Genomic DNA, 12,086 nt, shown 5'->3' on the forward strand with positions numbered 1-12,086 from the left:
CCCTTGCCACGGCCGGGGTAGCCTGGCGAAGTGACAGGCGCCGATGACAACCTCACCGATGACGACCGCTCGCTCGCTGAAGACGAGGGTTCTCCCGTAGGTGACGACGGCTCGCTCGCCGGTGACGACGGCTCTCCCGTAGGTAGCGGCGTCTCGTTCCGGCTCGCGTACGTCCCCGGTGTGACGCCCGCCAAGTGGGTGCGGATCTGGGAGCAGCGGCTGCCCGGAACCCCGCTGATTCTCGACCAGGTGCCCGCCGCGGCGGCCTTCGGTGTGCTGCGGGACGAGGGCGCGGACGCGGGACTCGTACGGCTGCCCGCCGAGGGAAGGGTCGGCGACGACTTGTGCGCCATCCCCCTCTACACCGAGACGACCGTCGTCGTAGTACCCAAGGACCACCTCGTGACGGCCGCCGACGAGGTGTCCCTGGACGACCTGGCCGATGACATCGTGCTGCACCCGCTCGACGACACCCTCGATTGGGGCGAGCGGGAGCGGCCGCCGGGGCAGCCCGCGTTCGAGCGGCCCGCCACGACCGCGGACGCCATCGAGCTGGTGGCGGCGGGCGTGGGGATCCTCGTGGTCCCGCAGTCGCTCGCCCGCCTGTACCACCGCAGGGATCTCACCTACCGGCCGGTGGTGGACGCGCCCACGTCGCGCGTCGCCCTGTCCTGGGTCGAGGAGCGGACCACCGATCAGGTCGAGGACTTCATCGGGATCGTGCGCGGGCGGACGGTGAACAGCACGCGCGGACGCCGTACGGAGCCCGCCGCGGAGCCGTCGGCCAAGGGCGCACCGCGACGCAAGGCCACAGGGTCCGGGAAGGCCGGGGGTGCCGGCAAGGCCGCCGGTTCCGGAAGGCCCGGGGCGGGCGGCAAGTCCGGGACGGGGACCTCTCAGCGTCGAGGCACCGGTAGCGGCGGTGGCGCCGGTGTCGCCGGTCGGGCCAAGGGAGCCAAGCGGGGAAGGCCGCGGCGCCGGTCGTAGCCGGGAGGTGACGTACGCCGGGCGGTGACGTACGCCGGGCGGAGACGTGCGTACGAGTGGCGACGTGCGTACGAGCGGCCGACCCGGTCAGCCCGCCCCCATCCGCAGCACCGCCACCCCCGTGACCCCACCCTCCGCCAGGTCCGTCAACGCCCGGTCCGCCGCCTCGAACGCGTACGGCATCACGGTCGCGCGGAGGCGCTGCCGGGCCGCCACGGCGAGGAACTCCCGCCCGTCCGCACGGGTGTTGGCGGTGACGCTGCGCACCGTGCGCTCGCGGAAGAGGTGTCTGCGGTAGTCGAGGCGTGGCACGTCGGACAGGTGGATTCCGGCGATGCTCAGGGTGCCGCCCGCGTCCAGCGCCTCCAGAGCCGTCGGCACCAGGTCGCCGACCGGGGCGAACAGGACGGCCGCGTCGAGCGGTTCGGGCGGCCCGGTCCCGGAGTCCCGCGCCGAGGCGGCCCCGAGCCGCAGGGCCAGCTCCCGCGCGGCGGGGGACCGGGTCAGGACGTGCACGGTCGCCCCCTGGGCGAGCGCCACCTGCGCGGTCAGATGGGCCGAGGCGCCGAAGCCGTAGATGCCGAGGCGGCCGCCCTCCGGCAGTTCGGCCAGGCGTAGCGCCCGGTAGCCGATGATCCCGGCACACAGCAGGGGCGCCAGGTCCTCGTCGGCGTACCCGGGCGGCAGCTCGTACGCGTACGCCGCCGGAACCGTGGCGTACGGGGCGTAACCGCCGTGCGCGTCCCAGCCGGTGTACGCGGACGCGGGGCACAGGTTCTCGCGGCCCCGCGCGCAGTACCGGCAGGTACCGCAGGTGCGGCGCAGCCACGGAATGCCGACCCGGGTGCCGTCCGGGGGCGCGGTCACGCCGTCGCCCGCCGCGACCACCTCGCCCACGGCCTCGTGCCCCGGCACCGTGTGCTCCTGGTGCGGCGGCAGGTCTCCGTCCCGTACGTGCAGATCCGTACGGCACACCCCGCAGGCGTGCACCCGCACCAGGAACTCGTCCGGCGCGGGCACCGGCACGGGCAGCTCGGTGAGTTCGAGGGTGCCGGGGCGGTCCGCGTCGGTCACCCAGGCCCGCATCGTTGCGGGGATGCCCGGGGTCGAGTCCGGCCGTGGTTTTCCGGGAGTGCCGAGTTTTCCGGGAGTGCCGGGAGTGCCGGGTTGTCCGGGGTTCATTCCGGCCACCTCCTCGACGTCCGCCCTCTCCATCAGACCCGCTGGGAGCCGCTCCGTCGAGGGCCAGGGAGCCGCCTTGCTGGCGCTATAGCGGCATGGATGGCATGGCTTGAAGTGACATGTGTGTGTCGATGTGGCTTGTGGTGGTGCCATGAGTGGCGCCATAGTGGTGTCAGTGCTCGAGAGGCGGGGTCGGCCCCGCCGAGCGCGTCTGTCCACATCTCCGCGTCTGCCCACATCTCGAAGAAGGACGTTCCTTCATGCATCAGACAGAGCACGGGACAACCCCCGTCGTCACCGAGCTGGCCCTCGAGCGCCCCACTGGCTGCCCCTTCGACCCACCCGCCGCCCTCGGGGAGCTGCGCGAGCAGGCGCCGTTGGCGCGGATGCGCTATCCCGACGGGCACCTGGGCTGGCTCGCCACCGGGTACGAGGCGATCCGCGCCATCGTGGCGGACCGCCGGTTCAGCTCGCGGATCGAGCTCATGCACCTCCCGTTCGTGGACGGGCCGGACGGCGAGCCCTTCGAGCCCCAGCCGGCCCCGGTCGGCGACCTCAGCGGCCTGGACGCCCCCGAGCACACCCGCTACCGCAGGCTGCTCGCCGGGAAGTTCACCGTCCGGCGGATGCGGGTCCTCACCGAACGCGTCGAGGAGATCACCCGCGCACACCTCGACGCCATGGAGCGGAGCGGTCCGGGGGCCGAGCTGCTCGCGGCGTACGCGTATCCCGTACCGGCGCTGATGATCTGCGAGCTGCTCGGCGTGCCCGAGGGGAGCCGGGACGTCTTCACGCAGCGCGCGGCCCGGGTGTTCGACCCGACCAGCGACCTGAAGGTCCGCGTTGAGGCGTTCGAGGCGCTCGGCGCCTTCATCGCGCAGGAGCTGGTCCCGCAGAAGCGGGCCGCCCCGACCGACGACGTCCTGAGCGAGCTGACCACCAGCGACCTCACCGACGAGGAACTGGCCGGAGTCGCCGCCTTCCTGCTCGCGGCCGGGCTCGACACCACCACGAACATGATCGGCCTCGGCACCTACGCCCTGCTCACCCACCCCGAGCAGGCCGCCGCGCTGCGCGAGAACCCCGAGCTCGCGCCACAGGCGGTCGAGGAACTGCTGCGTTATCTGACCATTGCGCACACCGGGATCCGGGTGGCGCTCGAAGACGTGGAGGTGGCCGGGCAGTTGGTCAGGGCGGGCGAGTCCGTCACCTTCTCCCTCGGGTCCGCCAACCGGGACCCGCAGCGCTTCCCGGATCCCGACGCCCTGGACCTGCGGCGGAACGCCCGCGGCCAGCTCGCGTTCGGGCACGGGCCCCACCAGTGCCTGGGCCAGCAGCTCGCCCGGGTCGAGCTGGAGGTCGCGCTGCCCGCCCTGTTCACCCGCTTCCCGACGTTGCGCCTGGACATCCCGGCCGACCAGGTGCCGCTGCGGGGCCCGATGTCGGTCTACGGCGTGCTCGAGCTGCCGGTCACCTGGGACGGGGAGTGACGATGCGGGTACGGGCCGACCGCGGACGCTGTATAGGCGCCGGAATGTGCGCCCTCACCGCGCCCGCCGTATTCGATCAGGACGACGACGCGGGGCAGGTGGTGATCCTGACGTCCGAGCCCCCGGCGGAGCTGCACGGGGCCGTACGCGCGGCCGCGGGCTTCTGCCCGGCGGCGGCGGTCACCGTAGCGGACACGGAGACGGAGGCCGAGGCGGGGGTCAGAGACGCGCCACCTTCACGACGAGAAGGGCCGCCAGAGCAAGCACCACGAGCGAGGTGACAACGAAGGCCACGTCGGTCATCGCAGCTCCCGAAGAAGGAGAGGGAACGGACACATCGAGGAAACCGCGGTCCCGATCGAATCCGTCCGCCGTTGACGGCTTCCATACGCCCCCTTGCGCGGCATTGACGCTTCCCTAACGCCCCCGCTCACCCGGCCCGACGTCCGCTCAGCTGAGCTCGGCGAAGGCCTCTACGGCCTGCGTCTTGCCGGTGATGACGATGACGTCCCCCTTGTGCACCACGGTCTCGGCCGTGGCGTACGTGAAGTCCTCACCGGGCCGCTTGATTCCGACGACCGTCACGCCGTGCCGGGTGCGTACCCCGCTCTCGCCCAGCGGGATGCCCGTGGCCAGCTCCGGGGCGACCGTCTTGATCAGGGCGTAGTCGTCGTCGAACTCGATGAAGTCGAGCATCCGGCCGGTCACGAGGTGGGCGACGCGCTCGCCCATCTCGTGCTCCGGAAGCACCACGTGGTGCACGCCGAGGCGCTCCAGGATCTGGCCGTGCTGGCGGCTGATGGCCTTGGCCCAGATATTGGGCACCTCCGCGTCCAGCAGGTTCGAGCTGACGAGGATGGATGCCTCGATATCGGTGCCGATGCCGACCACCGCGCTGGTGAATTCGTGCACCCCGAGCTGCCGAAGGACCTCGGGGTCGGTGCAGTCGGCGACCGCGGAGTGCGTGAGGTGGTCGCTGTACTGCTGGACCAGGCGGGGGTCCGTATCGATGCCGAGGACGTCCCAGCCGCGCTTCATCAGCTCCCCGGCGAGCGAGCTGCCGAACCGGCCGAGGCCGATCACGGCCACCCGCTGGTCGGTGACCGGGGCGCGGCCCGGTGACGCCGGGCGCTTGCGGCGGCGCTGGCGCAGCGAGTGCAGATAGTTGTTACCCAATGACAGGTCGCTCCTCAGGCAGATCGTAACGACGTTTGCGCTCGCGCAGCGCGAGAGCGGAGACGAGCGTGACCGGCCCGAGCCGGCCGACGAACATCAGCAGAATGACGACGACTTCGCCGGCGGTGCCCAGTTCGGATGTGGCGCCCGCGGACAGACCGACCGTGCCGAAGGCGGACACCGCCTCGAAGAGCACCACTTCAAAGGGTAGGTCGACGAGGGAGAGCAGCACGACCGTGGCAAGGACCACGAGCCCCACGCCGAGCAGCGCCACGGTCAGCGCCTGCCGCAGTACGTGCGGGGCCAGCTTGCGGCGCAGCACCCCGGAGTGCGCCTCGCCGCGGACCTCGGCGAGGATCGCGACCGCGAGCACCGCGAAGGTGGTGACCTTGATGCCGCCCGCGGTGCCCGCGCTGCCGCCGCCGATGAACATCAGGATCGCGGTCACCATCAGCGAGGAGTCCTCGAGTTCCGCGGTGTCGATGGCGTTGAAGCCCGCGGTACGGGTGGTCATCGACTGGAAGAAGCCGTTGAGCAGCTTCTCCGCGATGCTCATGTCGCCGAGGGTGTTCGGGTCGCGCCACTCGAAGGCGCAGTACACCAGGGTGCCGAGCAGCAGCAGTGTCGCCGAGGTGATCAGGGTCAGCTTGGTGTGCAGCGACCAGTTGCGCCGCCCGGTGATGCGCTGCCGTCGCCGATGGCGCAGGACTTCGAGGAGTACGGGGAAGCCGAGGCCGCCCAGGATGACCGCGATCGCGATGGGCAGCAGGATCCACGGGTCGGCCTGGAACTGCATCAGGCTGTCCGGGAACAGTCCGAATCCGGCGTTGTTGAAGGCCGAGACGGCGTGGAACAGGCCCTGGTGCAGCGCGTCCAGGATCGGCATGTCGTATCCGTAGCGGAACCGCAGGGCGAGCGCCGCGGTGACGGTCAGCTCGACGGCGACGGTGGTCAGCGCGACGCCGAGGAGCACTCTGCGTACGTCTCCGATGTCCAGGCTCTTGGTCTCGGTCTGCGCCGTCAGCTGCATCCGCAGGCGTAGCTTGCCGGAGATGAGCAGGGCGAGCAGCGAGGCCATCGTCATGATGCCGAAGCCGCCGATCTGGATGAGGGCGAGCACGACACCCTCGCCGAAGGCGCTCCAGTACTCGCCCGTGTCCACCACGACCAGGCCGGTCACGCACACCGCCGAGGTCGCCGTGAACAGCGCCGAGATGAGCGGCGTCGGATCGCCGCTGTCCGCGGAGATGGGCAGTGCGAGCAGTGTCGTGCCGATCACGATCACCGTGGCGAACCCCAGGACGACCAGTCTGGCCGGATGGGATCGGAACAGGGCGAGGCGCATCGCCGCCCACCGTGCTGTCACTGCGTTGTCCTGCCTCGCCTGTGCGTTGTTCCTGATGGGTGCCTGATGCTTTCCGGAGGGAAAACCTACGCAACCTTAATGAGCCCGTCGTTGACGGGCCAGGCACGTAGCGCCCCTCGCGTCCGTATGGCCGCTCCAAACCCTCTTCTGGTGGGCGTTTTCGCAGGTCAGAGGGTGATCGCTAGGAGTTCGTCAAAGCTCGCGCCGGAACCGTTGGTCGGTTCGGTGAGGCAGGGATGCGTTCGAGACTGCATTGTGATGTATGACACGTCCACAGCGGGGCAAGGGGCCGACGTGCTGCGGGTTCCCCGCGCCCGTGGCCCACCAGTGCTCTACTCACGCGCAGAGTTCACAGTCGAAGAGGGGTACGGACCATGTCCGCTGAGAGAAGGCCAGAGGCACTGTCCGAGCCGGAACCAGAGGTACCCAAGCCTGAGGGTCTCGCCCGGGGCTCCATGGCACCGCGTGTCTTCATCACGGCAGCGGTGATCATCGTGGCCTTCGTGCTCTATGCGATCGTCGGCCAGGAGGACGCGGCCAGCGATATGTCCACCATCCAGGAGAAGCTCGGCGCGAACCTCTCCTGGTACTACCTCATCCTTGTCTCGCTGTTCGCCATCTTCGTGCTCTGGGTGGGCCTCGGCCGCTTCGGCCGACTGCGGCTCGGCAAGGACGGCGAAAAGCCCGAGTACAGCACGGCCGCCTGGCTCTCGATGCTGTTCGCGGCCGGTATGGGCATCGGCCTGGTGTACTTCGGCACCGCCGAGCCGCTGTCCTTCCTCACCGCGCCGCGGCCGGGCGTGCTGCCCGAGGGCGCCGACGCCTCCGACTACACCTCGCAGGCGCAGGACGCGGCGATGGTGCAGACATATCTCCACTGGGGCATCCACCCGTGGGCCATCTACGTCGTCGTGGGCCTCGCCGTCGCGTACGCGACCTTCCGCCGGGGTCGTCCCATGTCCATCCGGTACGCCCTCGAACCGCTGCTCGGCGACCGGGTGAAGGGCATCTGGGGCGATGTCATCGACATCATCGCCATCGTCGGCACCCTCTTCGGCGTGGCCACGTCCCTCGGTCTCGGCGTGATGCAGATCGCCGGGGGCATGGACTTCCTCAACTGGACGGAGGACGGCTCGGGCAGCAAGGGGTTCATGGTGCTGATCATCGCGTCGATCACCGCTCTGGCCGTGATCTCGGTCGTGACCGGCATCTCCAAGGGCATCAAGTGGCTCTCCACCATCAATATGTGGCTCGCCGGAGGGCTGCTGCTCTTCGTCCTCATCACGGGCCCGACCTTGTTCGTCCTCAACGGCTTCGCGACGAACATCGGCGGCTACTTCCAGAACCTGCTGCGGCTCAGCTTTGACACCGGCGCGTCCCAGGGTGCCGAGGGCACCGGCTTCGTGACCGCCTGGACGGTGTTCTACTGGGGCTGGTGGATCTCCTGGGCGCCGTTCGTCGGCGTCTTCATCGCCCGGATCTCGCGTGGCCGCACGGTGCGCGAGTTCGTCTGCGGCGTGCTCGTCGTGCCGGTGATCCTCACCTTCTTCTGGTTCGCCGTGATGGGCGGCTCCGCCATCTGGAACCAGGCGGGCGGGCACACCGACTTCCTGGTCGACCAGGGCGACGGCACCAAGGCCATCGATACCAACAGCTCGCTCTTCCAGCTCCTCGACGTGCTGCCGGCCGGTGCTCTGATCGGCGCCGGGGCGATCGTGCTCATCGTGCTCTTCTTCGTGACCTCCTCGGACTCCGGGTCGTTCGTCGTGGACATGCTGGCCTCCGGCGGTGAGCTCACACCGCCGAAGTGGAGCCGGGTCTTCTGGGGCGTGATGGAGGGCGCGGTGGCCGCCGCGCTGCTGCTCGCCTCGGACCTGGCGACCGCGTCGGCGCTCAATACGCTGAAGACGACGGCCATCCTGATCGCGCTGCCGTTCAGCATCGTGATGATCGGGATGTGCTTCGCCACGTTCCGGGCGTTCGCCCGGGACCAGCGGGCCTACAAGCAGGCCATGGAGCGGCGCCGCGAGGAGAAGCTCGTCGAGGAGACAGTGCAGGCCCTGGAGGGAGGGGGCGGGGACACTCCGGAGAGGACCCCCACCTCCTGACCTCCTGGTAACCCGCCGCACGGACGACGGCCTCGGCCCGCGGCGTGCGCCCCGCACCCCCGCGGGGCGCACGCCGCGGGCCGTCGCCTATGCGGACCCGGGCTCGGGCTCGGACTCGGACCCGGAGGCCTGACGGGCCGCACGCTCCACCCGGTCGCGGTACTCCCGCCACCAAGTCGGGTCCGTCTGCGGCAGGTTGTCGTTGCCCTGCTGCGTCCCGACGGCGCCGTCGACGAGTTCACGGACGATATCGGCGTGTCCGGCGTGCCGGTGCGTCTCGGCGATCATGTGGACCAGGGCACGGTGCAGCGTGATCGTGCTCCGCTCCGCGGGCCAGTGCGGCACCGTGCCCGTGGCGTCCAGGGCCAGGGACCCGATCGTCTCGTCCGCGTGCGCGCACGCCTGCCGGTACAGACCGACGAGGTACTCCCGCGACTCGTCCGGCGTCGCCCACATGTCCACCGTGGGATCCTCGTCCACACTGGCCCCGGTCCCCGGCACCAGCCACGGCGGTATCGGCGTGAACGGGCGGCCGAACGTGTCGCCGAAGTAGCCGAGTTCACACCCCGTCAGATGCTTGGCCAGGCCCAGGAGGTTGGTGCCCGTCAGGGTCAGCGGCCGACGGATGTCGTACTCCCCGAGCCCCTCGAGCTTCCACAGCAACGCCTCGCGGCCCGCCCGCAGATAGCGATGCAGGTCCGCCTTCGGGTCCGGTCCCGTGCGATCCGTTCCAGTCATGCCGCAAGCATGGCACCCGGCACTGACACTGACCCTCGGAGCAGCATCGACCCATGCCGCCGCCGGAGCCGCTGCGGCCGAAGATCACCCGAGGGTCGCTGCGATCGACGACCGCCCGAGAGCCGCTACGGCGCCAGGACGTCCAGCTCCGCCATCGCACCCACCGTGATCTCCCGGGTCAGCTCCTCGGCGCGGTCCTCGTCCCGGGCCCTTACCGCCTCCGCGACCTGCACGTGCAGGGTCACCGCGGCCGGGTCCGGGTCGGTGAACATCACCTGGTGCTCGGTGCGCCCGGTGAGCACCTCGGCGACCACCTCGCCCAGTTTCGCGAACATCTCGTTCCCCGAGGCCCGAAGCACCACGTGGTGGAACGCCACGTCGTGCACCAGATACGCGGACAGCTGCTGCCCCCGCGAGGTGGCGACCATGCCGAGGGCGTGCCGGGTCAGCTCCTCGCACTGCTCCGCCGTGGCGTTCCGGGCCGCGAGCCGCGCCGCGACCGGCTCGACCGCCGAGCGCAGCACGGTCAGCGAGCGCAGCTGCCGCGGCCGGTCGGCACCTGCCAGGCGCCAGCGGATGACCTGCGGGTCGTATACGTTCCACTCCTCGGTGGGCCGCACCGTCACGCCGACGCGGCGCCGGGACTCCACCAGGTGCATGGACTCAAGGACCCGGATCGCCTCGCGCACCACCGTCCGGGACACGTCGAAGCGCTGCTCCAGCTCGTCGGTGCGCAGCACCGTGCCGGGCGGATACGCGCCGGACGTGATCTCCGGCCCCAGGGTCGCGAGCACCTTCGCGTGCAGCCCCGCGTGCTGCCCCTTGGTCTGCGGCCCCCGCCCCTCGGTGGTCATCGGTCTCCTGTGTCCGGCTCCGGCCTGCGATTGGTCTGTCCCCCACGTGACAGTCAGCAGCCTACGCGGCCGCGCCTCGACAGATTAAGTATGACGTTTTTATTGCGAGCTCTTGAATACGTCATACATATCGGCTTGAGTGTGGCGCGGCATCGAGGTCGAAGAAGACAGCGAGGAGTGAGATGTCCACCCCCCACGTCGTGGTCGTGATGGGCGTGTCCGGTACGGGCAAGTCCACGGTCGGCGCCCTGCTCGCCGCGGAACTCGGTGTTCCGTACGCCGAGGCGGACGCGTTCCACCCACCGGCCAACATCGCGAAGATGAGCTCCGGCACCCCCCTGGACGACAAGGACCGGGAGCCCTGGCTCGACGCCATCGGCGCCTGGGCCGCGGGCCGTGCCGGGCACGGGGGCGTCGTCAGCTGCTCCGCGCTCAAGCGGGCCTACCGCGACCGGCTCCGGGCCGCCGCGCCCGGCCTCTTCTTCGTCCATCTGATGGGCGACCGCGCCCTGATCGCCGGGCGGCTCGCGGAGCGTCAGGGCCACTTCATGCCGGGGGCCCTGCTCGACTCGCAGTTCGCGACGCTCGAACCGCTCGCCGCGGACGAGCACGGCGCGGCGATACCGGTCACGACCGCCCCGGAGTCCGTCGCCGCACAGGCGGCCGACGCCGTACGCCCAGCGGGCACCGCCCGCACCGAGACCAGCGAAGGTCTGGAGAATTCAATGGAGTGTTCTCATGGAAGCAATTGAGCCGGCGTACGGCACCGCCACGCTGCTGCTGATCGCGGCGGGTGCCGTAGCCCTCCTGCTGTTCCTGATCATGAAGGTGAAGCTGCACGCCTTCGTGTCGCTCGTCGCGGTCAGCGTGGTCACGGCGATCGCCGTCGGGTTCCCGCTCGCGAAGATCCCCGACGTCCTCATGTTCGGGTTCTCGGACACCATCGGCTCGGTGGCGCTCTTGGTCGCCTTCGGCGTGATGCTCGGCCGCCTCCTGGAGGTGACCGGCGGCGCCCAGGTCCTCGCGGACACGCTGATCGGCCGGTTCGGTGAGAAGCGGGCACCGCTCGCACTCGGCGTGGCCGCGCTCCTCTTCGGTTTGCCGATCTTCTTCGACGCCGGTCTGGTCGTCTTCCTGCCGATCATCCTCACCGTGGCGCGGCGCTTCGGCGGCTCCCTGCTCCTGTACGCCCTTCCGGCGGCCGGTGCCTTCGCGGCCATGCACGCCATGACCCCGCCGCACCCGGGCCCGGTGGCCGCGGCCGAGGTGCTCGGCGGCAGCATCGGCGTCACCATGCTCGTCGGCGTGCCGATCGCGGTCGTCGCCTGGTACGTCGGTGTCCTCCTGGTCTCCCGCTTCCTGGGCGCCCGCTTCCATGTGCCCATCCCGGACGTGCTGTTCGGCGAGGTGCGGGACAGCGACGGCCGGACCGAGGCGGAGCGCGAGGTGAGCAAGTCCGGTCTGGGCGGGCGCCCGCCGTCCTTCGGGCTTGTCCTGCTCCTGCTGCTCGTGCCGCTGTTCCTGATCGCGTGCAACACCGTCATCAGCACCCTCACGACCGCGAAGGTCATCGCCGAGGGCCAGGCGTGGGCGGAGTCCCTCAGCCTGCTCGGCATCACCCCCGTCGCCCTGCTGATCACCGTCGTCCTCGCGATCTTCGTGCTCGGCCGCCCCCGGGTCTCCTCGATGGGCGAGCTCAGCAAGGTCCTCGACGGCTCCCTCGGCCCGATCTGCTCGATCATCCTGATCACCGGCGCGGGCGGGATGTTCGGCGGCGTCCTGGAGCTCAGCGGCATCGGCGCGGCCCTGAGCGACTCGCTCTCCGGCCTCGGTATGCCGCTGATCGTCCAGGCCTTCGTGATCGCCACGCTCCTTCGCGTCGCGCAGGGCTCGGCGACCGTGGCGCTCACCACCGCCTCCGGCCTGATCGCCTCCGCCGTCACCGACGCGGGGCTCGGGGACGTCCAGATCGCGCTGCTCGTCGTGGCCGTCGCGGCCGGTGCCACGGTGCTCTCGCACGTCAACGACTCCGGCTTCTGGCTGGTCAGCCGGTTCTTCGGGATGGACGAGAAGACCACCCTGAAGACCTGGACGGTGCTTGAGACGACCCTCGGCGTCTCGGCCTTCCTCGTCGCCTTCGGTCTGTGGGGGATCGTCTGATCACCCCGTCCGACCCTTCCGCCTC

11 protein-coding genes are annotated in these 12,086 nt (G+C 70.4%); 6 read left to right on the forward strand and 5 right to left on the reverse strand.

All coding sequences use genetic code 11. The features are described from left to right. Positions 1–180: 180 nt before the first annotated feature. Positions 181–987 carry a LysR family transcriptional regulator substrate-binding protein gene (locus ACWD10_RS28890; RefSeq protein ID WP_451096177.1) on the forward strand — a complete coding sequence of 269 codons (807 nt, stop codon included), beginning with the start codon at positions 181–183 and terminating at the stop codon, positions 985–987. Between the two features lie 87 nt (positions 988–1,074). On the opposite strand, the gene ACWD10_RS28895 is transcribed toward ACWD10_RS28890, so the two are convergent. After that, a complete protein-coding gene (locus tag ACWD10_RS28895; RefSeq protein WP_451096179.1) occupies positions 1,075–2,073 on the reverse strand; it encodes a zinc-dependent alcohol dehydrogenase family protein in 999 nt (332 codons plus the stop codon). A gap of 356 nt (positions 2,074–2,429) precedes the next feature. Between ACWD10_RS28895 and ACWD10_RS28900 the strand changes: the two genes are divergently transcribed. Continuing rightward, positions 2,430–3,659 (forward strand): cytochrome P450, encoded by a 1,230-nt coding sequence (locus ACWD10_RS28900; RefSeq protein WP_451096121.1) that lies wholly within the window; start codon positions 2,430–2,432, stop codon positions 3,657–3,659. 2 nt (positions 3,660–3,661) lie between these two features. Continuing rightward, complete coding sequence (locus ACWD10_RS28905; RefSeq protein ID WP_451096123.1) at positions 3,662–3,940, forward strand: ferredoxin; 279 nt, start codon at positions 3,662–3,664, stop codon at positions 3,938–3,940. Between the two features lie 169 nt (positions 3,941–4,109). On the opposite strand, the gene ACWD10_RS28910 is transcribed toward ACWD10_RS28905, so the two are convergent. Together ACWD10_RS28910 and ACWD10_RS28915 are read right to left on the reverse strand one after the other, a co-directional pair. Then, entirely contained in the window at positions 4,110–4,835 is a 726-nt protein-coding gene (locus ACWD10_RS28910; protein WP_451096125.1) for a potassium channel family protein, read from the reverse strand. Then, positions 4,828–6,201: a TrkH family potassium uptake protein gene (locus ACWD10_RS28915; protein WP_451096127.1), complete on the reverse strand. Its 1,374-nt coding sequence runs from the start codon at positions 6,199–6,201 to the stop codon at positions 4,828–4,830. Before ACWD10_RS28915 ends, ACWD10_RS28910 begins: the two co-directional genes overlap by 8 nt. Before the next feature lie 455 nt (positions 6,202–6,656). Here ACWD10_RS28915 and ACWD10_RS28920 point away from each other — a divergent pair, with 455 nt between their 5' ends. After that, positions 6,657–8,309 (forward strand): BCCT family transporter, encoded by a 1,653-nt coding sequence (locus ACWD10_RS28920; protein ID WP_451096129.1) that lies wholly within the window; start codon positions 6,657–6,659, stop codon positions 8,307–8,309. An 87-nt stretch (positions 8,310–8,396) separates the two neighbouring features. Here the strand turns inward: ACWD10_RS28920 and ACWD10_RS28925 are convergent, their stop codons facing one another. Both ACWD10_RS28925 and ACWD10_RS28930 read right to left on the reverse strand, forming a co-directional pair. Beyond that, positions 8,397–9,047, reverse strand: coding sequence for a DinB family protein (locus tag ACWD10_RS28925; RefSeq protein WP_451096131.1), 651 nt, complete (start codon positions 9,045–9,047; stop codon positions 8,397–8,399). Between the two features lie 125 nt (positions 9,048–9,172). Continuing rightward, positions 9,173–9,901, reverse strand: a complete 729-nt coding sequence (locus tag ACWD10_RS28930) for a FadR/GntR family transcriptional regulator (protein WP_451096133.1) — start codon at positions 9,899–9,901, stop codon at positions 9,173–9,175. A gap of 182 nt (positions 9,902–10,083) precedes the next feature. On the opposite strand from ACWD10_RS28930, the gene ACWD10_RS28935 reads away from it, so the two are divergent. Both ACWD10_RS28935 and ACWD10_RS28940 read left to right on the forward strand, forming a co-directional pair. Continuing rightward, the gene (locus ACWD10_RS28935) at positions 10,084–10,653 is read left to right on the forward strand and encodes a gluconokinase (protein WP_451096135.1); all 570 of its coding nucleotides are present in this window, start codon (positions 10,084–10,086) and stop codon (positions 10,651–10,653) included. Next, positions 10,640–12,061, forward strand: coding sequence for a GntP family permease (locus ACWD10_RS28940; RefSeq protein ID WP_451096137.1), 1,422 nt, complete (start codon positions 10,640–10,642; stop codon positions 12,059–12,061). Before ACWD10_RS28935 ends, ACWD10_RS28940 begins: the two co-directional genes overlap by 14 nt. The last annotated feature ends 25 nt before the right edge of the window (positions 12,062–12,086 follow it).

The sequence above is a fragment of the Streptomyces sp. NPDC002851 genome (assembly GCF_053591935.1).

Bases quoted from the DNA above. Each gene is read 5' to 3' on its own strand.
- ACWD10_RS28935 (WP_451096135.1), top strand. From the start codon at position 10,084: ATGTCCACCCCCCACGTCGTGGTCGTGATGGGCGTGTCCGGTACGGGC.
- ACWD10_RS28895 (WP_451096179.1), bottom strand. From the start codon at position 2,073: ATGCGGGCCTGGGTGACCGACGCGGACCGCCCCGGCACCCTCGAACTC.
- ACWD10_RS28900 (WP_451096121.1), top strand. From the start codon at position 2,430: ATGCATCAGACAGAGCACGGGACAACCCCCGTCGTCACCGAGCTGGCC.
- ACWD10_RS28940 (WP_451096137.1), top strand. From the start codon at position 10,640: ATGGAAGCAATTGAGCCGGCGTACGGCACCGCCACGCTGCTGCTGATC.
- ACWD10_RS28925 (WP_451096131.1), bottom strand. From the start codon at position 9,047: ATGACTGGAACGGATCGCACGGGACCGGACCCGAAGGCGGACCTGCAT.
- ACWD10_RS28920 (WP_451096129.1), top strand. From the start codon at position 6,657: ATGGCACCGCGTGTCTTCATCACGGCAGCGGTGATCATCGTGGCCTTC.
- ACWD10_RS28930 (WP_451096133.1), bottom strand. From the start codon at position 9,901: ATGACCACCGAGGGGCGGGGGCCGCAGACCAAGGGGCAGCACGCGGGG.
- ACWD10_RS28905 (WP_451096123.1), top strand. From the start codon at position 3,662: ATGCGGGTACGGGCCGACCGCGGACGCTGTATAGGCGCCGGAATGTGC.